Consider the following 23,296-nt stretch of genomic DNA (forward strand, 5'->3'; position numbering starts at 1 on the left):
ATTGCTTGACGACCATAGAGCGTTGGAACCACCTGATCCCATCCCGAACTCAGTAGTGAAACAATGCATCGCCGATGGTAGTGTGGGGTCTCCCCATGTGAGAGTAGGTCATCGTCAAGCTTCTACTGGAAACCCCAGATCTCGACAGAGGTCTGGGGTTTCGTCTTTGGGGCCGGGAAAGTCTTGGGCCCCAGTTCAGGGGAGCGCCTGGGCCTTGCCGACGAGCAGTAGTTCAAGAGCATCGCCAGCAAGGCTAGGCGCCCCAGCAGCTCCTACAAAAGCCCGTCCTACGCGCGAGGGACTTTGGCGTTGATGGCCCTCCCCGGGTATCGCTGCGCTCAACCCAGGCTACGGAAGAAGCAACCGTACGGCCTTAGCGTGGTGGTGGGCTCGTGGTGGAAGGGTGGAGCGTCTTCCATATCTGTTCATTTTCACACCAGCGAGGCAATTGCGTTTCCGCCCTCGGTAGGCAGCGGCGGAGCGCATCGCTATCATGCGCACCTTATTGCACGGCAGGTTCGGCATGCAGCCTTTATTGCGACTTTTACAAGATGGCCAGTTCCATTCGGGCGAAGAACTCGGTGCAGCGATTGGTGTGAGCCGCGCTGCGATATGGAAGCGGCTGCAGGCGCTCGAGGCTGAGTTCGATCTCAGCATCCACAAGGTGCGTGGTCGCGGTTATCGTCTTGAGGCGCCGCTTTCTCTATTGGCGGATGACGCACTTGGCCTGCCGAGTGGCTGGCCCGTCACGCTCCTGCAGCAGGTGGACTCCACCAACGCGGAAGCCCTGCGTCGTCTGGCATCTGCAGCGGTGCCGCCTTTTCTGGTCATTGCAGAGCAGCAGACTGCAGGCCGCGGGCGTCGTGGGCGGAGTTGGGTGAGCCCTTTCGGGGAGAACCTGTACTACAGCCTGGTGCTGCGCATCACCGGGGGCATGCGTCAGATAGAAGGCTTGAGCCTGGTGGTTGGCCTCGCCTTGCTGCATACCATCCGCGGGGCAGGTGTTACTGATGTTGGCCTGAAGTGGCCCAATGACTTGTTGGTGGGTGGGCGCAAGATTGCCGGCATCCTTCTGGAGTTATCCGGTGACCCCGCTGATGTTTGCCATGTAGTAATCGGAATTGGGGTCAACATCAATATGCGGGTAGTGGCTGGAGATGTCATCGATCAGCCATGGACGTCGATCAGGCAGATCCTGGGGGCACAGATCGATCGCAACCGTTTCGTGAGCGACCTCAGTCTCCAGCTTGAGCACTACCTGGAATTGCATCGGCGGGATGGTTTTGCCGCTCTGCGTGAACAGTGGGAGGCTAATCACCTGTGGCAAGGTCGAGCGGTGTCACTCGCAGCCGGTGTGCAGTCTGTGGATGGGTGTGTTCTGGGTGTCGATGACAGCGGCGCACTGCGCCTCGATATTGATGGTAGCGAGCGCGTGTTCAGTGGTGGGGAGCTTAGCTTGAGGTTGCGTGATGATTCTTGAGCTTGATTGTGGCAACAGCTTTATCAAGTGGCGTGTTCTGCCTAGGCAGGATGATGCTCGGGTGGTTGCCGGTGGCGTGGTCGGTAGCGATGAGGAGCTTCTCGGTGCGCTGATCTCTCGCTTTCCTGGAGAGCTGTTCACCTGTCGCCTTGTCAGTGTGCGCACTGAAGATGAAACGCGACTCCTGGTGGATGCCTTGAAGGCGCGTTTCGGTATCGATTGCATGATTGCCGCGCCGGCGAAGGAGCTGGCTGGTGTGAGCAATGGCTATGATGAATACCAGCGCTTGGGACTCGATCGATGGCTTGCGGTGGTCGGCGCTTACAGCTTGGAGCAGCGTGCCTGTCTGGTTCTGGATCTGGGTACTGCGATCACCTCGGACTTCATCAATGCGGCTGGCAACCACCTGGGCGGTTTCATCTGTCCGGGGATGCCGCTGATGCGCAATCAACTGCGCACCCATACTCGCCGCATTCGTTATGACGATGCTGTTGCTGAGCGGGCGCAGCACAGCCTGACGCCTGGGCGTTCAACGGCTGAAGCCGTGGAGCGTGGTTGCCTACTGATGTTGCGCGGCTTCGTCGATACCCAGCTTGAGCTTGCTCGCCAGCAATGTGGCGATGATGTGACCGTATTTCTTACTGGTGGGGATGCTGTACTGGCCGCCGAATGGGTGCCTGCTGCGCGCGTGGTGCCGGATCTGGTGTTTATTGGCTTGGCGATCGCCTGTCCACTGGCGAGGGGATAGGTTATGCGCTGGATTTTCATGCTCCTGGTGGTGCTGAATGCTTTCTACTACGTCTGGCATCAGCAGCAGGCGCCAATGTATGCGAAAGAAGTCGCCCCCCTGTCGCTGTATCAGGAAAGCCGGCGCGACATTCAACTGCTCAGTGAGTCCGAACTGCAGCAGCGACGTGCTCCTGCGGTGAAGGAAACGCCGGCCAACGAGTCGGTATGTCTGTTCCTGGGTAGTTTTGAGGAAAGTGCCGAGGCCGAGCAGGTCGAGCAGCGCCTGCTCAGCCTGGATATTCGCTCGCAGATGCAGATAGTCGAGTCTGCGGGTGCGGTCGACTACTGGGTTTACCTGCCGCCGCTGGCTTCGCGTCAGGCCTCGTTGAGACAATTGCGAGAATTACAGGCACGCAAGATAGACAGCTACATCATTACCCAGGGTGATCTTTCCAACGGTATCTCCCTGGGAATCTTTCCCCGTCACGATTCTGCCGATAGCGTGATCTCGCGATTACGCGGTGCGGGCTACGAACCGTTGCTCCGTGAGCTGCCGCGGGCGAACCGCCGTCATTGGGTGCGCGTCGCTCCAGAAAGCCGGCGCTTGGTCGATGATTCACTGCTCGAGCGTTTGTCTTTGGACTTCAAAGGCTTACAACATCAATTAATGCCGTGCGAGGGGGTTGCAAGCCCTCGATAGAATGCATAGAATGGCGCCCGCTTCGCAGGGTGGACGCCTTTACGGGTGTGTATGTGAAGTTGCTGTTAGTGTCGCTAAGCTCAGGTTTTTAAATGAGAAAGTGCTTGACAGTAGGGTGGCAGATATTGAGAATGCCGCCTCCTTATGGAGGGATTCCCGAGCGGCCAAAGGGATCAGACTGTAAATCTGACGTCATCGACTTCGAAGGTTCGAATCCTTCTCCCTCCACCAGATTTAAGCGTGAGCTGCAGGCTCCGCGGGCATAGTTCAGTGGTAGAACCTCAGCCTTCCAAGCTGATGATGCGGGTTCGATTCCCGCTGCCCGCTCCAGCTTTGTTGGTCGTGCAACATATTTGCTCATGTAGCTCAGTTGGTAGAGCACACCCTTGGTAAGGGTGAGGTCAGCGGTTCGAATCCGCTCATGAGCTCCATTTGATAAAGGCAGATATGAAAGTATCTGCCTTTGTTTTAATGGCGGTATCGCTAGCTGAATTCTTCGTTCGGAGACGGTCAAAATGGCTAAAGAAAAGTTTGAACGTAACAAGCCGCACGTCAACGTCGGCACCATCGGTCACGTTGACCACGGTAAAACCACTCTGACCGCTGCTCTGACCCGCGTCTGCTCCGAAGTATTCGGTTCGGCCAAGGTCGACTTCGACAAGATCGACAGCGCGCCGGAAGAGAAGGCTCGTGGTATCACCATCAACACTGCGCACGTTGAGTACGATTCGTCCGTACGTCACTACGCACACGTTGACTGCCCGGGTCACGCTGACTACGTCAAGAACATGATCACCGGTGCTGCGCAGATGGATGGCGCGATCCTGGTTTGTTCGGCCGCTGACGGCCCGATGCCTCAGACTCGCGAGCACATCCTGCTGTCGCGTCAGGTAGGCGTTCCGTACATCGTCGTGTTCCTGAACAAGGCTGACATGGTCGATGACGCCGAGCTGCTGGAGCTGGTGGAAATGGAAGTGCGCGATCTGCTGAGCACTTACGACTTCCCGGGCGACGACACGCCGATCATCATCGGTTCCGCGCTGATGGCTCTGAACGGCCAGGACGACAACGAGATGGGCACCACTGCCGTCAAGAAACTCGTCGAAACTCTGGACAGCTACATCCCAGAGCCGGTTCGTGCAATCGACCGTCCGTTCCTGATGCCGATCGAAGACGTATTCTCGATCTCCGGCCGCGGTACTGTAGTTACCGGTCGTGTAGAGCGCGGTATCGTCAAGATCCAGGAAGAAATCGAGATCGTTGGTCTGCGTGACACCACCAAGACCACCTGTACCGGTGTTGAAATGTTCCGCAAGCTGCTCGACGAAGGTCGTGCTGGCGAGAACTGCGGTGTACTGCTGCGCGGCACCAAGCGTGACGACGTGGAGCGTGGTCAGGTTCTGGCCAAGCCAGGCACCATCAAGCCGCACACCAAGTTCGAAGCTGAAGTGTACGTTCTGTCCAAAGAAGAAGGTGGTCGTCACACCCCGTTCTTCAAGGGCTACCGTCCACAGTTCTACTTCCGTACCACTGACGTGACCGGTTCGTGCGAACTGCCGGAAGGCGTTGAGATGGTAATGCCGGGCGACAACATCAAAATGGTTGTCACCCTGATCAAGCCGATCGCCATGGAAGACGGCCTGCGTTTCGCGATTCGCGAAGGTGGTCGTACCGTTGGTGCTGGTGTAGTTGCCAAGATCGTCGAATAATCGATTGATCTGTCCCTGTCAGGCCGGCATAATGGTCGGCCTGATTTTTGTTCTAGGTCAGTAGCTCAATTGGCAGAGCGGCGGTCTCCAAAACCGCAGGTTGGGGGTTCGATTCCCTCCTGACCTGCCATTTTCTAACGAATTTGGCGTGTCTTCTCACAGGATCCTTGTTCATGAATGCTAAGTCTGAAGCCAAAGACTCTCGCTTCGATCTGCTCAAGTGGATTGTGGCGTCCCTGCTCGTTGTTGCTGGGGTAGTCGGTAATCAGTACTTCTCTGGTGAGCCGATTCTGTACCGCGTCGTCGTGCTGTTGGTGCTTGCGGTAGCTGCTGCTGCCATCGCCCTGCAGACGACAAAGGGTCGGGCCTTCTTTGGTCTGGCGAAGGAAGCTCGCGTCGAGATTCGCAAGGTTGTCTGGCCGACGCGCCAGGAAACCACGCAAACCACGCTGATCGTCGTCCTTGTCGTGCTGGTCATGGCTCTGATGTTGTGGGGGCTCGATTCGCTCCTGGGTTGGCTTGTGTCGTTTATCGTAAGTTGAAATAGGGTGTCCCGTGGCTAAGCGTTGGTACGTTGTGCATGCTTACTCGGGTTACGAGAAGCATGTAATGCGTTCGCTGATCGAGCGCGTCAAATTCGCCGGAATGGAAGATGATTTCGGCGATATTCTGGTTCCCACCGAAGAAGTGGTGGAAATGCGTAATGGCCAGAAGCGCAAGAGCGAGCGAAAGTTCTTTCCAGGTTATGTGCTGGTGCAGATGGAAATGAACGAGGCGACTTGGCACTTGATCAAGGATACGCCGCGCGTTATGGGGTTCATCGGTGGTACTGCTGATAAGCCTGCACCAATTACTGAAAAAGAAGCTGACGCCATCCTGCGTCGTGTCGCCGATAGCGGTGACAAGCCGAAGCCCAAGACTCTGTTCGAGCCGGGCGAGATGGTTCGAGTCACTGATGGCCCGTTCGCTGATTTCAGTGGCGTCGTCGAAGAAGTCAATTACGAGAAAAGCCGTATCCAGGTGGCAGTGACCATTTTTGGTCGCTCGACACCGGTCGAGCTGGAGTTCAGTCAGGTCGAGAAGTCGTAACTGACAAACGCATCCCATACCCCGCAGCCGTAGGCTGCGGGGTTTTGTTGTCACTGGGATAAACAGGCAATAGTCCGGGGAGCCGCGAGGCGCTAGAACCCGTAACTGGAGTAGCTAATGGCTAAGAAAATCACGGCTTATATCAAGCTGCAAGTAAAGGCCGGTCAGGCCAACCCGTCGCCACCCGTCGGCCCGGCTCTGGGTCAGCACGGCGTGAACATCATGGAATTCTGCAAGGCGTTCAACGCCAAGACTCAGGGCATGGAACCTGGTCTGCCGACTCCAGTGATCATCACTGTATACAGCGACCGTAGCTTCACCTTCGAAACCAAGAGCACCCCGGCTTCCGTGCTGCTGAAAAAAGCAGCCGGTCTGACCAGCGGTTCGGCTCGTCCGAATACCGTCAAGGTCGGCACCGTTACCCGTGCCCAGCTCGAAGAGATCGCCAAAACCAAACAGGCCGATCTGACTGCAGCTGATATGGATGCGGCCGTGCGTACCATCGCCGGTTCCGCTCGTAGCATGGGCCTCAACGTGGAGGGTGTATAATGGCTAAGCTGACCAAGCGCCAAAAGGCTATCGCGGCCAAGATCGAGCCGGGTAAAGCCTACAGCTTCACCGACGCTGCTGCGTTGCTGGCTGAAATCTCCGCCGTCAAGTTCTCCGAGTCCGTTGATATCGCTATCAACCTCGGCGTTGACCCGCGTAAATCGGATCAGGTCGTGCGTGGCGCTACCGTGCTGCCGAACGGCACTGGCAAGAGCGTACGCGTTGCCGTCTTCACCCAAGGCCCGGGCGCTGAAGCCGCTCTGGCTGCCGGCGCTGACCGTGTAGGCATGGACGATCTGGCTGCTGAAATGAAAGGCGGCGATCTGAACTATGACGTGGTCATCGCTTCTCCGGACGCCATGCGCGTCGTCGGCCAGCTGGGTCAGGTTCTCGGCCCGCGCGGTCTGATGCCGAACCCGAAAGTCGGTACCGTGACTCCGGACGTCGCTACTGCAGTCAAGAATGCCAAAGCTGGTCAAGTACGTTTCCGTACTGACAAGAACGGCATCATCCACAGCTCCGTTGGCAAGGTTGGCTTCGAAGCCGACAAGCTGAAGCAGAACGTGGAAGCACTGCTGGCCGATCTGAAGCGCCTGAAGCCGTCGACCTCGAAAGGCATCTACGTCAAGCGCGTGACTCTGAGCACCACTATGGGCCCAGGTCTGCTGATCGACCAAGGCTCGCTGGACGCTTAACGAATGACTGCAGGCGCACCTAGTGCGCCTGCAGCGAAAAATTGGGGTCCCTGCCTGGCGGGGGCTATCCAAGACCGTAGGGGGCGCAAGCCTCAAACCAGAAGAGCAATCTTCCACCCTACGCAGATGGTGCTCCCGATTCTTACCGAATCAGACACCAAAACGCCGTCCGGCTCAGGCCGGGCGAAACGGTAACATCCAGGAGTAAACCCGTGGCAATTAAACTCGAAGACAAGAAGGCCATCGTCGCTGAAGTCAACGAGGCTGCCAAAGCTGCCCTGTCCGCTGTCGTGGCTGATGCCCGTGGCGTGACCGTAGGTGCTATGACCGGACTCCGTAAAGAGGCCCGCGAAGCTGGCGTATACGTACGTGTCGTACGTAACACCCTGCTCAAGCGCGCTGTTGAAGGCACTCAGTATGATGTGCTCAACGACGTGTTCAAAGGCCCGACCCTTATCGCTTTCTCCACCGAACATCCGGGCGCTGCTGCTCGTATCTTCAAGGATTTCGCCAAGGGTCAGGACAAGTTCGAGATCAAGGCAGCTGCGTTCGAGGGTCAGTTCCTCGCAGCCAATCAGATCGACGTACTGGCAACTCTGCCGACCTATGACGAAGCCATTTCCCAGCTGATGAGCGTGATTCAAGGCGCTACCAGCAAACTGGCTCGTACTCTGGCGGCCGTTCGCGACCAGAAAGAAGCCGCTGCCGCTTAAGGTACGTCATTCGTTCTCGCGCTTATTTGTTTAATTTGACGGTCGCGAAGGCTGTCCCCCAATACAGGAATTAGAGTCATGGCTCTGTCTAACGAAGATATCATCGAAGCAATCGGCCAGAAATCCGTTCTGGAAGTTGTTGAACTGATCAAGGCAATGGAAGAGAAGTTCGGCGTTACCGCCGCTGCTGCTACCGTTGCTGCTGCTGGCCCGGCTGCTGCCGTTGCTGAAGAGCAAACCGAGTTCAACGTCATCCTGACCGAAGCTGGCGAGAAGAAAGTGAACGTCATCAAAGCCGTTCGCGAACTGACCGGTCTGGGTCTGAAAGAAGCTAAAGCAGTTGTTGACGGCGCTCCTGGCGTGGTCAAAGAAGGCGTGTCGAAAGACGAAGCCGAAGCTGCCAAGAAAGCTCTGGAAGAAGCAGGCGCCAAAGTCGAGCTCAAGTAAGCGACGACCTTGCGTCTACAGCCCGCGCGATTCGCACAAGGCTGACGGCTGGTGGCTCTTGCCACCGGCCTTTTTCCGTTCTAGCTCGGCTGCTCAATGGCCCTGTCTTGGAGCGTGAAAAGACCCACCAACGAGGTGGAGCAAACCTAGGGTTTGCACGAGTTTCTGGCTGCTCCCGTCGGAGAAGCCAAATAAGCAGGTGACCAAGCTGGGGAACGCTGATGGCTTACTCATACACTGAGAAAAAACGTATCCGCAAGGACTTTAGCAAGTTGCCGGATGTCATGGATGTGCCTTACCTCCTGGCCATCCAGCTGGATTCGTACCGCGAATTCCTGCAGCAAGGCGCGAGCAAGGAACAGTTCCGCGACATCGGCCTGCATGCGGCCTTCAAATCTGTATTCCCGATCATCAGCTACTCCGGCAACGCTGCTCTGGAATACGTCGGTTATCGCCTGGGCGAGCCGGCGTTCGACGTCAAGGAGTGCGTGCTGCGTGGCGTGACCTTCGCCGTCCCGCTGCGCGTGAAAGTGCGCCTGATCATTTTCGACAAAGAATCGTCGAACAAAGCGATCAAGGACATCAAGGAGCAGGAAGTGTACATGGGCGAAATTCCGCTCATGACCGAGAACGGTACCTTCGTCATCAACGGTACCGAGCGTGTGATCGTTTCCCAGCTGCACCGTTCCCCGGGTGTGTTCTTCGACCACGACCGTGGCAAGACTCACAGTTCGGGCAAGCTGCTGTACTCCGCTCGCATCATTCCTTACCGCGGTTCCTGGTTGGACTTCGAGTTCGATCCGAAGGACGCGGTGTTCGTGCGTATCGACCGCCGCCGCAAACTGCCGGCCTCGGTACTGCTGCGCGCGCTGGGCTACAGCACTGAAGAAGTGCTGGACGCCTTCTATACCACCAACGTTTTCCACGTCAAAGGTGAAGGCCTGAGCCTGGAACTCGTACCGCAGCGTCTGCGTGGTGAAATCGCCAGCCAGGACATTCTGGACGGCAGCGGCAAAGTGATTGTCGAGCAGGGTCGTCGTATTACCGCTCGCCACATCAACCAGCTGGACAAAGCCGGCATCAAGGAATTGGACGTACCGTTCGACTACCTGATCGGCCGCACCTCCGCCAAGGCGATCGTGCACCCGGCCACTGGTGAAATTCTCTGCGAGTGCAATACCGAGCTGTCGGTCGAGTTGCTGGCGAAGATCGCCAAGGCTCAGGTCGTGCGCATCGAGACCCTGTACACCAACGACATCGACTGTGGGCCGTTCATCAGCGATACGCTGAAGATCGACAGCACCACCAATCAGCTGGAAGCGCTGGTCGAGATCTATCGCATGATGCGTCCTGGCGAGCCACCTACCAAGGATGCCGCCGAGACGCTGTTCAACAACCTGTTCTTCAGCGCCGAGCGTTACGACCTGTCTGCCGTGGGCCGCATGAAGTTCAACCGTCGTATCGGTCGCACCGAGATCGAAGGTTCGGGCGTGTTGAGCCGCGAAGATATCGTCGAAGTGCTCAAGACTCTGGTCGACATCCGTAACGGCAAAGGTATCGTCGATGACATCGACCACCTGGGTAACCGCCGTGTACGTTGCGTCGGCGAGATGGCCGAGAACCAGTTCCGTGTTGGCCTGGTGCGCGTCGAGCGTGCGGTCAAGGAACGTCTGTCGATGGCCGAAAGCGAAGGCCTGATGCCGCAGGATCTGATCAACGCCAAGCCAGTTGCGGCGGCGGTGAAGGAATTCTTCGGTTCCAGCCAGCTTTCCCAGTTCATGGATCAGAACAACCCGCTCTCCGAGATCACCCACAAGCGCCGTGTTTCCGCACTCGGCCCGGGCGGTCTGACCCGTGAGCGCGCAGGCTTCGAAGTCCGTGACGTACACCCGACCCATTACGGCCGCGTGTGCCCGATCGAAACGCCGGAAGGCCCGAACATCGGTCTGATCAACTCCCTGGCGGCCTATGCCCGCACCAACCAGTACGGCTTCCTGGAAAGTCCGTACCGCGTTGTTCAGGAAGGCAAGGTCACCGACGAGATCGTGTTCCTGTCCGCCATCGAAGAGGCCGATCACGTCATCGCTCAGGCATCCGCGACCCTGAACGACAAGGGGCAGCTGATCGACGAGCTGGTTGCCGTGCGTCACCTCAACGAGTTCACCGTCAAGGCGCCGGAAGATGTCACGCTGATGGACGTATCGCCGAAGCAGGTCGTATCCGTCGCTGCCTCGTTGATTCCGTTCCTCGAGCACGACGACGCCAACCGTGCACTCATGGGTTCGAACATGCAGCGTCAGGCCGTCCCGACCCTGCGTTCGGACAAGCCGCTGGTCGGTACCGGCATGGAGCGCAACGTCGCCCGTGACTCCGGCGTCTGCGTCGTGGCTCGCCGCGGTGGTGTGATCGACTCCGTCGATGCCAGCCGTATCGTGGTTCGCGTTGCCAACGATGAAGTCGAAACCGGTGAAGCCGGTGTGGACATCTACAACCTGACCAAATACACCCGCTCCAACCAGAACACCTGCATCAACCAGCGTCCGCTGGTGCAGAAAGGTGATGTGGTTGCGCGTGGCGACATCATGGCTGACGGCCCGTCCACCGACATGGGTGAACTGGCGCTGGGTCAGAACATGCGCGTCGCGTTCATGCCGTGGAACGGTTACAACTTCGAAGACTCCATCCTGCTCTCCGAGCGCGTGGTTCAGGAAGACCGCTTCACCACGATCCACATCCAGGAACTGACCTGCGTGGCGCGTGACACCAAGCTCGGCCCAGAGGAAATCTCTGCGGACATCCCGAACGTGGGTGAAGCTGCACTGAACAAGCTCGACGAAGCCGGTATCGTCTACGTCGGTGCCGAAGTCGGCCCAGGCGACATTCTGGTTGGTAAAGTCACGCCGAAAGGCGAGACCCAGCTGACGCCTGAAGAGAAGCTGTTGCGTGCGATCTTCGGTGAGAAGGCCAGCGACGTTAAGGACACCTCCCTGCGCGTGCCGACCGGCACCAAGGGTACCGTCATCGACGTACAGGTCTTCACCCGTGACGGCGTCGAGCGTGATGCTCGTGCTCTGTCGATCGAGAAGAGCCAGCTGGACGAGATCCGCAAGGATCTGAACGAAGAGTTCCGCATCGTCGAAGGCGCGACCTTCGAGCGTCTGCGTGCCGCTCTGGTTGGCAAGGTCGCCGAAGGCGGCGCCGGCCTGAAGAAAGGTGCTGCGATCACTGACGAAGTGCTCGACGGTCTGGAGCGTGGCCAGTGGTTCAAGCTGCGCATGGCTGAAGATGCACTGAACGAGCAGTTGGAAAAGGCCCAGGCCTACATCTCCGACCGCCGTCAGCTGCTCGACGACAAGTTCGAAGACAAGAAACGCAAACTGCAGCAGGGCGATGACCTGGCTCCGGGCGTACTGAAGATCGTCAAGGTCTACCTGGCCATCCGCCGTCGCATCCAGCCGGGTGACAAGATGGCGGGTCGTCACGGCAACAAGGGTGTTGTCTCGGTGATCATGCCGGTCGAAGACATGCCGCACGACGTGCATGGCACGCCGGTCGACATCGTCCTCAACCCGCTCGGCGTACCGTCGCGTATGAACGTCGGTCAGATCCTCGAAACCCACCTGGGCCTCGCGGCCAAGGGCCTGGGCGAGAAGATCAACCTGATGCTCGAGGAGCAGCGCAAGATCGCTGATTTGCGCAAGTTCCTCAACGAGATCTACAACGAGATCGGTGGGCGTCAGGAGAACCTCGACGAGCTGAGCGATCAGGAAGTGCTGGCCCTGGCCAACAACCTGCGCAAAGGCGTGCCGATGGCTACTCCGGTTTTCGACGGTGCCAAGGAAAGCGAAATCAAGGCCATGCTGAAACTGGCAGATCTGCCGGAAAGCGGCCAGATGCGCCTGATCGACGGCCGTACGGGGAACCAGTTCGAGCGTCCGACCACCGTTGGCTACATGTACATGCTGAAACTGAACCACCTGGTGGACGACAAGATGCACGCGCGTTCCACGGGTTCCTACAGCCTGGTTACCCAGCAGCCGCTGGGTGGTAAGGCGCAGTTCGGTGGTCAGCGCTTCGGGGAGATGGAGGTCTGGGCTCTGGAAGCTTATGGTGCCGCCTATACCCTGCAGGAAATGTTGACCGTCAAGTCGGACGACGTGAACGGCCGTACCAAGATGTACAAGAACATCGTGGATGGCGATCACCGCATGGAGCCGGGCATGCCCGAGTCCTTCAACGTGTTGATCAAAGAGATTCGTTCGCTCGGTATCGATATCGATCTGGAAACCGAATAACACGACGTGAATCGGCAGCGGGGCAATATGCCCGCTGCCTGCTCCGCCAGGAGGAAAGGCCTTGAAAGACCTACTGAATTTGCTGAAAAACCAGGGTCAAGTCGAAGAGTTCGATGCCATTCGCATCGGCCTTGCTTCGCCTGAGATGATCCGTTCGTGGTCGTTCGGTGAAGTTAAAAAGCCGGAAACCATCAACTACCGTACGTTCAAGCCTGAGCGTGACGGCCTGTTCTGCGCCAAGATCTTTGGCCCGGTCAAGGATTACGAGTGCCTGTGCGGTAAGTACAAGCGCCTGAAGCACCGTGGTGTGATCTGTGAGAAGTGTGGCGTCGAAGTCGCTCTGGCCAAGGTTCGTCGTGAACGCATGGCGCACATCGAACTGGCTTCGCCGGTCGCCCACATCTGGTTCCTCAAGTCGCTGCCGTCGCGTATCGGCCTGCTGATGGACATGACCCTGCGTGATATCGAACGCGTTCTCTATTTCGAGAGCTACGTCGTTATCGATCCGGGCATGACCACCCTCGAAAAGGGTCAACTGCTCAACGACGAGCAGTACTTCGAGGCACTGGAGGAGTTCGGTGACGACTTCGACGCCCGCATGGGTGCCGAGGCCGTTCGCGAGCTGCTGCACGCTATCGACCTGGAACACGAGATCGGTCGCCTGCGCGAAGAGATTCCGCAGACCAACTCGGAAACCAAGATCAAGAAGCTGTCCAAGCGTCTGAAGTTGATGGAAGCCTTCCTGGGCTCCGGCAACCTGCCAGAGTGGATGGTGCTGACCGTTCTGCCGGTTCTGCCGCCAGATCTGCGTCCGCTCGTTCCGCTGGACGGTGGCCGCTTCGCAACGAGCGACCTGAACGACCTGTATCGCCGCGTCATCAACCGTAACAACCGCCTGAAGCGTCTGCTCGACCTCTCGGCTCCCGACATCATCGTGCGCAACGAAAAGCGCATGTTGCAGGAAGCGGTCGACGCACTGCTCGACAACGGTCGTCGCGGTCGCGCCATCACCGGTTCGAACAAGCGTCCTCTGAAGTCCCTGGCCGATATGATCAAGGGTAAACAGGGTCGTTTCCGTCAGAACCTGCTCGGTAAGCGCGTTGACTACTCCGGCCGTTCGGTAATTACCGTAGGCCCGGCGCTGCGTCTGCACCAGTGCGGTCTGCCGAAGAAGATGGCCCTCGAGCTGTTCAAACCGTTCATTTTCGGCAAGCTGGAAATGCGTGGTCTGGCGACCACCATCAAGGCTGCCAAGAAGATGGTCGAGCGCGAGCTGCCGGAAGTGTGGGACGTTCTCGCCGAAGTGATTCGCGAACACCCCGTATTGCTCAACCGTGCACCGACCCTTCACCGTCTGGGTATCCAGGCCTTCGAGCCGGTACTGATCGAAGGTAAGGCCATCCAGCTGCACCCGCTGGTCTGCGCCGCGTACAACGCCGACTTCGACGGTGACCAGATGGCCGTTCACGTGCCGCTGACGCTGGAAGCCCAGCTCGAAGCGCGCGCGCTGATGATGTCCACCAACAACATCCTGTCGCCTGCCAACGGTGAGCCAATCATCGTTCCGTCCCAGGACGTTGTATTGGGTCTGTACTACATGACCCGCGAAGCCATCAACGCAAAAGGCGAAGGTCGCGTGTTCGCTGACCTGCAGGAAGTCGACCGCGTGTTCCGCGCTGGCGAAGCATCCCTGCACGCGCGGGTGAAAGTGCGCATCAACGAAGTCATCAAAGACCGCGATGGCAGCATCACCAAGAACACCCGTATCGTCGATACCACTGTCGGCCGTGCGCTGCTGTTCCAGGTGGTTCCTGCCGGCCTGTCGTACGATGTGGTCAACCAGTCGATGAAGAAGAAGGCGATCTCCAAGCTGATCAACCAGTGCTACCGCACCGTTGGTCTGAAGGATACCGTGATCTTCGCCGACCAGTTGATGTACACCGGTTTCGCCTACTCGACCATCTCCGGTGTGTCGATCGGCGTGAACGACTTCGTCATCCCGGATGAGAAGGCACGCATCATCGATGCCGCCACCGAGGAAGTGAAGGAAATCGAATCGCAGTACGCCTCCGGCCTGGTTACCCAGGGCGAGAAGTACAACAAGGTGATCGACCTTTGGTCGAAGGCCAACGATGAAGTGTCCAAAGCGATGATGTCGAACCTCTCGAAAGAGAAGGTCATCGACCGCGATGGCAACGAAGTCGATCAGGAGTCCTTCAACTCCATGTACATGATGGCCGACTCCGGTGCGCGTGGTTCCGCCGCGCAGATCCGTCAGCTGGCCGGTATGCGTGGTCTGATGGCCAAGCCGGACGGCTCGATCATCGAGACGCCGATCACCGCGAACTTCCGCGAAGGTCTGTCGGTACTGCAGTACTTCATCTCCACGCACGGTGCTCGTAAAGGTCTGGCGGATACCGCACTGAAGACCGCGAACTCCGGTTACCTGACTCGTCGTCTCGTCGACGTGGCCCAGGATCTGGTGGTGACCGAGATCGATTGCGGCACCGAGCAGGGTCTGTACATGACCCCGCACATCGAAGGTGGCGACGTGGTCGAGCCACTCGGTGAGCGCGTACTGGGCCGTGTCATCGCTCGCGACGTGTTCAAACCGGGTACCGAAGAAGTCATCGTTCCGGCCGGTACGTTGGTCGACGAGCAGTGGGTCGAGTTCATCGAACTGAACAGCATCGACGAAGTCGTCGTGCGTTCGCCGATCAGCTGTGAAACCCGTTACGGCATCTGCGCCAAGTGCTACGGTCGCGACCTGGCTCGTGGTCACCAGATCAACATCGGCGAAGCAGTCGGCGTTATCGCTGCCCAGTCGATCGGTGAGCCGGGTACCCAGCTGACCATGCGTACGTTCCACATCGGTGGTGCGGCAAGTCGGACTTCGGCTGCCGACAGCGTCCAGGTGAAGAACGGTGGTGCGGTTCGCCTGCACAACCTGAAGCACGTCGAGCGTCTGGACGGCAACCTGATCGCGGTATCGCGTTCCGGTGAGCTGGCTATCGCTGACGAGTTCGGTCGTGAGCGCGAGCGCTACAAGTTGCCGTACGGCGCGGTGATTTCCGTGAAGGAAGGCGACAAGGTCGACGCTGGCGCCATCGTCGCCAAGTGGGATCCGCACACCCACCCGATCGTTACTGAGATGAAAGGTACCGTCACCTTCGTGGGTATGGAGGAAGGTATCACCATCAAGCGTCAGACCGACGAACTGACCGGTTTGACCAACATCGAGGTTCTCGATGCCAAGGATCGTCCGGCTGCCGGCAAGGAAATCCGCCCGGCGGTGAAACTGGTCGACGCCAACGGCAAGGATCTGCTGCTGCCAGGTACCGACGTGCCTGCTCAGTACTTCCTGCCTGCCAACGCCCTTGTCGGTGTGGCGGATGGTGCCCAGGTTGCGGTCGGTGACGTTATCGCCCGTATCCCGCAGGAAACCTCGAAGACCCGTGACATCACCGGTGGTCTGCCGCGCGTTGCCGACCTGTTCGAAGCGCGTCGTCCGAAAGAAGCTTCGATTCTGGCGGAAATCAGCGGCACCATCTCGTTCGGCAAGGAGACCAAGGGCAAGCGCCGCCTGGTCATCACGCCGACCGATGGCAGTGATCCGTACGAAGAGCTGATCCCGAAATGGCGTCACCTGAACGTGTTCGAAGGTGAACAGGTCAACAAGGGCGAAGTCATCTCCGACGGTCCGAGCGATCCGCACGACATCCTGCGTCTATTGGGCGTCAGCGCGCTGGCCAAGTACATCGTCAACGAGATCCAGGACGTTTACCGTCTGCAGGGCGTGAAGATCAACGACAAGCACATCGAGACCATCCTGCGTCAGATGTTGCGCAAGGTCGAGATCGCCGAGTCCGGAGATTCCACCTTCATCAAGGGCGACCAGATGGAGCTGACTCAGGTATTGGGCGAGAACGAGCGCCTGGCCGAGCAGGACAAGTTCATCGCCAAGTACTCCCGCGTACTGCTGGGTATCACCAAGGCGTCGCTGTCCACCGAGTCGTTCATCTCGGCGGCATCCTTCCAGGAAACCACTCGCGTCCTCACCGAGGCGGCGGTTACTGGCAAGCGCGACTTCCTGCGTGGCCTGAAGGAGAACGTGGTCGTGGGTCGTCTGATCCCGGCAGGTACCGGCCTGGCTTACCACAGCGAACGCAAACGTCGTCGCGAGGCTGACAAGCCTGTGCGTGTGAGCGCGAGCGAAGTGGAAGCGGCGCTGACCGAAGCGTTGAACTCCAGCGACAATTGAGAACGTGCCCCGGCCGCCTGGCGGTCGGGGCTCGTGTCTTGACTGGGGGTGAGAGTCTCTTTAGACTCATGCACCCCTAAATATGGCAGGGCATAAGCCCTGCCATTTATTTATGGTGTAAATAAATAGCGTCGAAAGACGGACAGTGGAGCTAGTAGATGGCAACTATCAACCAGCTGGTGCGTCAGCCGCGCAAGCGTATCGTCGAGAAATCCGACGTACCTGCGCTGCAGAACTGCCCCCAGCGTCGTGGTGTGTGCACTCGCGTGTATACCACCACCCCGAAAAAACCTAACTCGGCACTGCGTAAAGTTTGCCGTGTGCGTCTGACCAATGGTTTCGAGGTTTCCTCGTACATCGGTGGTGAAGGCCACAACCTGCAAGAGCACAGCGTCGTGCTGATCCGTGGCGGTCGTGTAAAAGACTTGCCAGGTGTGCGTTATCACACCGTTCGCGGCTCGCTGGACACCTCGGGTGTCAAAGGCCGTAACCAGGGTCGTTCGAAATACGGTACCAAGCGTCCGAAGTGATCGGTCGTCAGTACTGAATGCAGTTTCTAATTTTATTGAGTCGATAAGAGTAAGGTCGGGCGTAACCCCATGGTTACAGTTCCGAGCTAACCTGAAGACCGTTTGAGGGCTTATCAAATGCCAAGACGTCGTGTAGCAGCCAAGCGCGAAGTGCTTGACGATCCAAAATACGGAAGCCAAATCCTGGCCAAGTTCATGAACCACGTGATGGAAAGCGGCAAGAAAGCCGTTGCCGAGCGTATCGTTTATGGCGCCCTGGACAAGGTTAAAGAGCGTAAGAACAGCGATCCCCTGGAAATCTTCGAGAAAGCTCTCGACGCCATCGCTCCGCTGGTCGAAGTGAAGTCGCGCCGTGTAGGTGGTGCTACTTACCAGGTTCCGGTCGAAGTTCGTCCCTCCCGTCGTAACGCCCTGGCCATGCGCTGGCTGGTGGATTTCGCCCGTAAGCGTGGTGAGAAATCCATGGCTCTGCGCCTGGCTGGTGAACTGCTGGACGCTGCCGAAGGCAAAGGCGCCGCAGTTAAGAAGCGTGAAGATGTGCACCGTATGGCCGAGGCCAACAAAGCGTTCTCGCACTACCGTTTCTAAATCCGGCATCACTCAATTTGCGAGGGCTTTATGGCTCGTAATACAGCAATTAACCGCTACCGTAACATTGGTATTTGTGCGCACGTCGATGCGGGCAAGACCACTACTACCGAGCGGATCCTGTTCTACACAGGCCTCAGCCACAAAATGGGTGAGGTGCATGACGGTGCAGCCACTACCGACTGGATGGTGCAGGAGCAGGAGCGTGGTATCACCATTACCTCCGCTGCCGTTACCACCTTCTGGAAAGGTTCGGTTGGTCAGTACGACAACTATCGCGTAAACGTCATCGATACCCCCGGCCACGTTGACTTCACCATTGAAGTAGAGCGTTCGCTGCGCGTACTCGATGGCGCGGTCGTGGTGTTCTGCGGCACCTCCGGTGTCGAGCCTCAGTCCGAAACCGTATGGCGTCAGGCCAACAAGTACGGCGTTCCACGTGTCGTTTACGTGAACAAGATGGATCGCGCCGGTGCCAACTTCCTGCGTGTTGTAGCTCAGATCAAGAACCGTCTGGGTCACACCCCGGTGCCGATCCAGCTGGCTATCGGTTCGGAAGATAACTTCCAGGGTCAGGTCGACCTGATCAAGATGAAGGCTATCTACTGGAACGACGATGACAAAGGCACCACCTATCGCGAGGAAGAGATTCCTGCCGATATGCTGGAGCTGGCTGAAGAGTGGCGCTCCAATATGGTTGAAGCCGCTGCCGAAGCCAACGAAGAGCTGATGAACAAGTACCTTGAAGGCGGTGAACTGACCATCGAGGAAATCAAGGCGGGTCTGCGTGCGCGCACTCTGGCCAGCGAGATTGTTCCGGCTGTCTGCGGTTCTTCCTTCAAGAACAAGGGTGTTCCTCTGGTTCTCGACGCCGTCATCGACTACCTGCCGGCGCCGACCGAGATCCCTGCGATCAAGGGTATTCATCCGGATCTCATCGACAAGCCGAAAGAAGAGCTGGTCGATGCTGACTTCGATGAGCGTCATGCCGACGACAACGAGCCGTTCTCGGCTCTGGCCTTCAAGATTGCCACCGACCCGTTCGTGGGCACTCTGACTTTCGTGCGCGTCTACTCGGGTTTCCTGACCTCGGGCGACTCCGTGATCAACTCGGTCAAGGGCAAGAAAGAGCGCGTTGGTCGTATGGTGCAGATGCACGCCAACCAGCGTGAAGAGATCAAAGAAGTGCGCGCAGGCGACATCGCAGCTCTGATCGGCATGAAGGACGTCACCACTGGTGACACCCTGTGCAACGCCGACAAGCCGATCATCCTCGAGCGTATGGACTTCCCGGAGCCCGTGATCTCGGTAGCTGTTGAGCCGAAGACCAAGGCTGACCAGGAGAAGATGGGTATCGCACTGGGCAAGCTCGCTCAGGAAGACCCGTCGTTCCGCGTCAAGACCGACGAAGAAACCGGCCAGACCATCATCTCCGGTATGGGCGAGCTGCACCTGGACATTCTCGTTGACCGTATGCGTCGCGAGTTCAACGTCGAGGCGAACATCGGCAAGCCGCAGGTTTCCTACCGCGAGAAGATCACCAAGAACTGCGAAATCGAAGGCAAGTTCGTGCGTCAGTCCGGTGGTCGTGGTCAGTTCGGTCACTGCTGGATTCGCTTCGCGCCGGCAGACGAAGGTCAGGAAGGTCTGGTGTTCGTCAACGAAGTCGTGGGCGGTGTGGTTCCGAAGGAATACATCCCGGCCATCCAGAAGGGTATCGAAGAGCAGATGAAGAACGGCGTCGTTGCCGGCTATCCGCTCATCGGCCTGAAGGCTACCGTTTTCGACGGTTCCTACCATGACGTCGACTCCAACGAGATGGCGTTCAAGGTGGCCGCTTCCATGGCGACCAAGCAGCTGGCCCAGAAGGGCGGCGGTGTAGTGCTTGAGCCGATCATGAAAGTGGAAGTGGTAACCCCAGAAGACTACATGGGTGACGTGATGGGTGACCTGAATCGTCGTCGTGGTCTGATCCAGGGTATGGAAGACACAGTGTCCGGCAAGGTAATCCGTGCCGAAGTGCCGCTGGGTGAGATGTTCGGTTACGCAACCGACGTTCGTTCCATGTCTCAGGGTCGCGCGAGCTACTCTATGGAATTCTCCAAATACTCCGAAGCTCCGTCGAACATCGTCGAAGCTCTGGTTAAAAAACAAGGCTGATTCAGCCCCTTTACGCTAGGAGTTAATTGTCGTGGCTAAAGAAAAATTCGAACGTAACAAACCGCACGTCAACGTCGGCACCATCGGTCACGTTGACCACGGTAAAACCACTCTGACCGCTGCTCTGACCCGCGTCTGCTCCGAAGTATTCGGTTCGGCCAAGGTCGACTTCGACAAGATCGACAGCGCGCCGGAAGAGAAGGCTCGTGGTATCACCATCAACACTGCGCACGTTGAGTACGATTCGTCCGTACGTCACTACGCACACGTTGACTGCCCGGGTCACGCTGACTACGTCAAGAACATGATCACCGGTGCTGCGCAGATGGACGGCGCGATCCTGGTTTGTTCGGCCGCTGACGGCCCGATGCCGCAGACTCGCGAGCACATCCTGCTGTCGCGTCAGGTAGGCGTTCCGTACATCGTCGTGTTCCTGAACAAGGCTGACATGGTCGATGACGCCGAGCTGCTGGAGCTGGTGGAAATGGAAGTGCGCGATCTGCTGAGCACTTACGACTTCCCGGGCGACGACACGCCGATCATCATCGGTTCCGCGCTGATGGCTCTGAACGGCCAGGACGACAACGAGATGGGCACCACTGCTGTCAAGAAACTCGTCGAAACTCTGGACAGCTACATCCCGGAGCCGGTTCGTGCAATCGACCGTCCGTTCCTGATGCCGATCGAAGACGTATTCTCGATCTCCGGCCGCGGTACTGTAGTTACCGGTCGTGTAGAGCGCGGTATCGTCAAGATCCAGGAAGAAATCGAGATCGTTGGTCTGCGTGACACCACCAAGACCACCTGTACCGGTGTCGAGATGTTCCGCAAGCTGCTCGACGAAGGTCGTGCTGGCGAGAACTGCGGTGTACTGCTGCGCGGCACCAAGCGTGACGACGTGGAGCGTGGTCAGGTTCTGGCCAAGCCAGGCACCATCAAGCCGCACACCAAGTTCGAAGCTGAAGTGTACGTTCTGTCCAAAGAAGAAGGTGGTCGTCACACCCCGTTCTTCAAGGGCTACCGTCCACAGTTCTACTTCCGTACCACTGACGTGACCGGTTCGTGCGAACTGCCGGAAGGCGTTGAGATGGTAATGCCGGGCGACAACATCAAAATGGTTGTCACCCTGATCAAGCCGATCGCCATGGAAGACGGCCTGCGCTTCGCGATTCGCGAAGGTGGTCGTACCGTTGGTGCTGGCGTGGTTGCCAAGATCGTCGAGTAATCGTCTGATCTGATGTAAAAAAGCCCCCGCAATGCGGGGGCTTTTTTATGGACGGTATCTTCGTTGGTTATTTTCTAACCGGGTTGACACCCTCAGGGGGCGTCTATAGAATCACGCCTCCTTTTAACGGGCGTACTGCGCCCGTTGACTGGGACTCGCAGCTTGGAATCTGAGGTCAAAATGCAAAACCAACAAATCCGTATACGGTTGAAGGCTTTTGACCATCGCCTGATCGATCAATCAACCCAGGAAATCGTGGAAACCGCGAAACGTACTGGTGCTCAGGTGCGTGGTCCGATTCCTCTGCCAACTCGCAAAGAGCGGTTCACCGTTCTGACTTCGCCACACGTCAACAAAGACGCGCGCGATCAGTTCGAAATCCGCACTCATAAGCGTGTACTGGACATCGTCCAGCCAACGGATAAAACCGTTGATGCTCTTATGAAGCTCGATCTTGCGGCTGGCGTGGAAGTGCAGATCAGCCTCGGCTAAAACCCAGCGGTTTTAGTCGTGTAACGCTCTGAAATGGGCGGCCATAGCGGGTGAAAGCCCCGTACACTCATGAGGTTACAACATGACTATTGGTGTAGTCGGTCGTAAATGCGGCATGACCCGTATTTTCACCGAAGAAGGTGTCTCCATTCCGGTCACGGTCATTGAGATCGAACCGAATCGCGTCACCCAGTTTAAAACTGAAGAGTCCGATGGCTATCGTGCAGTGCAAGTCACTGTCGGTGAGCGTCGCGTTTCTCGTGTCAGTAAGGCTCAAGCCGGTCACTTCGCCAAGGCGAACGTCGCGGCAGGTCGTACCGTTCTGGAATTCCGTCTTGAAGAAGGCGACTACCAGGCTGGCGATCTGATCAACGCTGAAATCTTCCAAGCTGGTCAACTGGTCGACGTGACCGGTCAGTCCAAAGGTAAAGGCTTTGCCGGTACCATCAAGCGTTGGAACTTCCGCGGCCAAGACAACACTCACGGTAACTCCGTGTCCCACCGCGTTCCGGGTTCGATTGGCCAGTGCCAGACTCCGGGTCGTGTCTTCAAGGGCAAGAAAATGTCCGGTCACATGGGTGCTGAGCGCGTGACTGTGCAGTCCCTGGAAGTAGTGCGCGTGGATGCTGAACGCAACCTGCTGCTGGTCAAGGGTGCCGTTCCTGGCGCTACTGGCGGCAACCTGGTTGTACGTCCGGCTGCCAAGGCTCGCGGTTAAGGGGAAGCTGACATGCAATTAAATGTAAATGGCGCTCAAGCGATCGAAGTCTCTGATGCGACTTTCGGTGGCGACTACAACGAGACCCTGGTTCACCAAGCTGTCGTAGCCTACATGGCTGGCGGCCGTCAGGGCAGCAAGCAGCAGAAGACTCGTTCCGACGTTTCCGGTGGCGGCAAACGCCCATGGCGTCAGAAGGGTACTGGCCGTGCGCGTGCCGGTACCACTCGTGGTCCGATCTGGCGTGGCGGTGGTGTGACCTTCGCAGCTCGTCCGCAGAATCATGATCAGAAGCTGAACAAGAAGATGTATCGCGCTGCGATCCGTTCGATTCTTGCTGAGCTGGTTCGTAGCGACCGTCTGGTAGTGGTTGAAGACTTCGCTGTCGAAGCTCCGAAAACCAAAGAGCTGCTGGGCAAGCTGAACGACATGGGTCTGACTGACGTTCTGATCGTGTCCGACGCTGTTGATCAAAATCTGTACCTGGCTGCCCGCAACCTGCCGCATGTCGATGTTCGTGACGTGCAGGGTTCCGATCCGGTCAGTCTGATCGCGTATGAAAAGGTGCTGGTCACCGTTTCTGCCGTGAAGAAATTCGAGGAGCTGCTGGGATGAACCAGGAACGCGTATTCAAAGTGCTGCTTGGCCCGCACATCTCCGAGAAGGCCACGACTCTGGCAGACAAGAAAAGCCAGTTCGTTTTCAAGGTTGCAACTGACGCAACCAAGCTGGAAATCAAGAAGGCCGTCGAAAGCCTGTTCAGCGTGAAGGTTCAGCATGTCACTACTCAGAACGTTCTGGGTAAGAGCAAGCGCACCGCTCGCGGTCTGGGCAAGCGTAACGACTGGAAGAAGGCGATCATCTCCCTTCAGCCAGGCCAAGATCTCGATTTCGCCACCAGCAGTGCTGAGTAAGG

The 23,296-nt window shown here is 57.8% G+C and carries 20 protein-coding genes, 4 tRNA genes and 1 rRNA gene; all 25 read left to right on the forward strand.

What is annotated here, in order from left to right; genetic code table 11:
* Positions 1-4 precede the first annotated feature (4 nt).
* Positions 5-120: ribosomal RNA gene (gene rrf / locus DNK10_RS25000) — 5S ribosomal RNA — on the forward strand.
* Positions 121-523: 403 nt separating this feature from the next.
* Positions 524-1,480: a bifunctional biotin--[acetyl-CoA-carboxylase] ligase/biotin operon repressor BirA gene (gene birA / locus DNK10_RS25005; protein ID WP_131193420.1), complete on the forward strand. Its 957-nt coding sequence runs from the start codon at positions 524-526 to the stop codon at positions 1,478-1,480.
* Positions 1,470-2,228 carry a pantothenate kinase gene (locus DNK10_RS25010; protein WP_131193414.1) on the forward strand — a complete coding sequence of 253 codons (759 nt, stop codon included), beginning with the start codon at positions 1,470-1,472 and terminating at the stop codon, positions 2,226-2,228. Before birA ends, DNK10_RS25010 begins: the two co-directional genes overlap by 11 nt.
* Positions 2,229-2,231: 3 nt before the next feature.
* Entirely contained in the window at positions 2,232-2,909 is a 678-nt protein-coding gene (locus DNK10_RS25015; RefSeq protein WP_131182248.1) for an SPOR domain-containing protein, read from the forward strand.
* Positions 2,910-3,055: 146 nt separating this feature from the next.
* Positions 3,056-3,140 (forward strand) — tRNA-Tyr (locus DNK10_RS25020).
* A 25-nt stretch (positions 3,141-3,165) separates the two neighbouring features.
* A tRNA-Gly gene (locus tag DNK10_RS25025) sits at positions 3,166-3,239 on the forward strand.
* 25 nt (positions 3,240-3,264) lie between these two features.
* Positions 3,265-3,340: transfer RNA gene (locus DNK10_RS25030), tRNA-Thr, on the forward strand.
* Positions 3,341-3,424: 84 nt separating this feature from the next.
* The gene (tuf, locus tag DNK10_RS25035) at positions 3,425-4,618 is read left to right on the forward strand and encodes an elongation factor Tu (protein WP_084307122.1); all 1,194 of its coding nucleotides are present in this window, start codon (positions 3,425-3,427) and stop codon (positions 4,616-4,618) included.
* Positions 4,619-4,672: 54 nt separating this feature from the next.
* Positions 4,673-4,748: transfer RNA gene (locus tag DNK10_RS25040), tRNA-Trp, on the forward strand.
* A 43-nt stretch (positions 4,749-4,791) separates the two neighbouring features.
* The gene (gene secE / locus DNK10_RS25045) at positions 4,792-5,160 is read left to right on the forward strand and encodes a preprotein translocase subunit SecE (protein WP_131182247.1); all 369 of its coding nucleotides are present in this window, start codon (positions 4,792-4,794) and stop codon (positions 5,158-5,160) included.
* 13 nt (positions 5,161-5,173) lie between these two features.
* On the forward strand, positions 5,174-5,707 hold the full coding sequence (gene nusG / locus DNK10_RS25050) for a transcription termination/antitermination protein NusG (RefSeq protein ID WP_131182246.1): 534 nt from the start codon (positions 5,174-5,176) through the stop codon (positions 5,705-5,707).
* Positions 5,708-5,824: 117 nt separating this feature from the next.
* Positions 5,825-6,256 carry a 50S ribosomal protein L11 gene (gene rplK, locus DNK10_RS25055; protein ID WP_013789749.1) on the forward strand — a complete coding sequence of 144 codons (432 nt, stop codon included), beginning with the start codon at positions 5,825-5,827 and terminating at the stop codon, positions 6,254-6,256.
* Positions 6,256-6,951: a 50S ribosomal protein L1 gene (gene rplA, locus DNK10_RS25060; RefSeq protein WP_131182245.1), complete on the forward strand. Its 696-nt coding sequence runs from the start codon at positions 6,256-6,258 to the stop codon at positions 6,949-6,951. The genes rplK and rplA overlap by 1 nt, the downstream gene beginning before the upstream one ends.
* A gap of 212 nt (positions 6,952-7,163) precedes the next feature.
* On the forward strand, positions 7,164-7,664 hold the full coding sequence (gene rplJ, locus DNK10_RS25065) for a 50S ribosomal protein L10 (protein WP_084307131.1): 501 nt from the start codon (positions 7,164-7,166) through the stop codon (positions 7,662-7,664).
* Positions 7,665-7,742: 78 nt separating this feature from the next.
* On the forward strand, positions 7,743-8,111 hold the full coding sequence (gene rplL / locus DNK10_RS25070; protein WP_084307130.1) for a 50S ribosomal protein L7/L12: 369 nt from the start codon (positions 7,743-7,745) through the stop codon (positions 8,109-8,111).
* A 221-nt stretch (positions 8,112-8,332) separates the two neighbouring features.
* Positions 8,333-12,406, forward strand: a complete 4,074-nt coding sequence (gene rpoB / locus DNK10_RS25075; protein WP_131193415.1) for a DNA-directed RNA polymerase subunit beta — start codon at positions 8,333-8,335, stop codon at positions 12,404-12,406.
* A gap of 61 nt (positions 12,407-12,467) precedes the next feature.
* Complete coding sequence (gene rpoC / locus DNK10_RS25080) at positions 12,468-16,667, forward strand: DNA-directed RNA polymerase subunit beta' (protein WP_131193416.1); 4,200 nt, start codon at positions 12,468-12,470, stop codon at positions 16,665-16,667.
* Between the two features lie 158 nt (positions 16,668-16,825).
* Entirely contained in the window at positions 16,826-17,197 is a 372-nt protein-coding gene (gene rpsL, locus DNK10_RS25085; RefSeq protein ID WP_003186084.1) for a 30S ribosomal protein S12, read from the forward strand.
* 117 nt (positions 17,198-17,314) lie between these two features.
* Positions 17,315-17,785, forward strand: a complete 471-nt coding sequence (gene rpsG, locus DNK10_RS25090; protein WP_010490886.1) for a 30S ribosomal protein S7 — start codon at positions 17,315-17,317, stop codon at positions 17,783-17,785.
* Positions 17,786-17,815: 30 nt separating this feature from the next.
* Positions 17,816-19,945 carry an elongation factor G gene (gene fusA / locus DNK10_RS25095; protein ID WP_131182242.1) on the forward strand — a complete coding sequence of 710 codons (2,130 nt, stop codon included), beginning with the start codon at positions 17,816-17,818 and terminating at the stop codon, positions 19,943-19,945.
* Positions 19,946-19,976: 31 nt separating this feature from the next.
* Complete coding sequence (gene tuf / locus DNK10_RS25100) at positions 19,977-21,170, forward strand: elongation factor Tu (protein ID WP_084307122.1); 1,194 nt, start codon at positions 19,977-19,979, stop codon at positions 21,168-21,170.
* 180 nt (positions 21,171-21,350) lie between these two features.
* The gene (rpsJ, locus tag DNK10_RS25105) at positions 21,351-21,662 is read left to right on the forward strand and encodes a 30S ribosomal protein S10 (RefSeq protein ID WP_010486970.1); all 312 of its coding nucleotides are present in this window, start codon (positions 21,351-21,353) and stop codon (positions 21,660-21,662) included.
* Positions 21,663-21,744: 82 nt separating this feature from the next.
* Positions 21,745-22,380, forward strand: a complete 636-nt coding sequence (gene rplC, locus DNK10_RS25110; protein WP_013789757.1) for a 50S ribosomal protein L3 — start codon at positions 21,745-21,747, stop codon at positions 22,378-22,380.
* Positions 22,381-22,392: 12 nt separating this feature from the next.
* On the forward strand, positions 22,393-22,995 hold the full coding sequence (gene rplD, locus DNK10_RS25115; protein WP_042552942.1) for a 50S ribosomal protein L4: 603 nt from the start codon (positions 22,393-22,395) through the stop codon (positions 22,993-22,995).
* A complete protein-coding gene (rplW, locus tag DNK10_RS25120; RefSeq protein ID WP_013789759.1) occupies positions 22,992-23,294 on the forward strand; it encodes a 50S ribosomal protein L23 in 303 nt (100 codons plus the stop codon). Before rplD ends, rplW begins: the two co-directional genes overlap by 4 nt.
* The last annotated feature ends 2 nt before the right edge of the window (positions 23,295-23,296 follow it).

This window comes from Phytopseudomonas daroniae (genome assembly GCF_004327275.1).
GTDB lineage: Bacteria > Pseudomonadota > Gammaproteobacteria > Pseudomonadales > Pseudomonadaceae > Aquipseudomonas > Aquipseudomonas daroniae.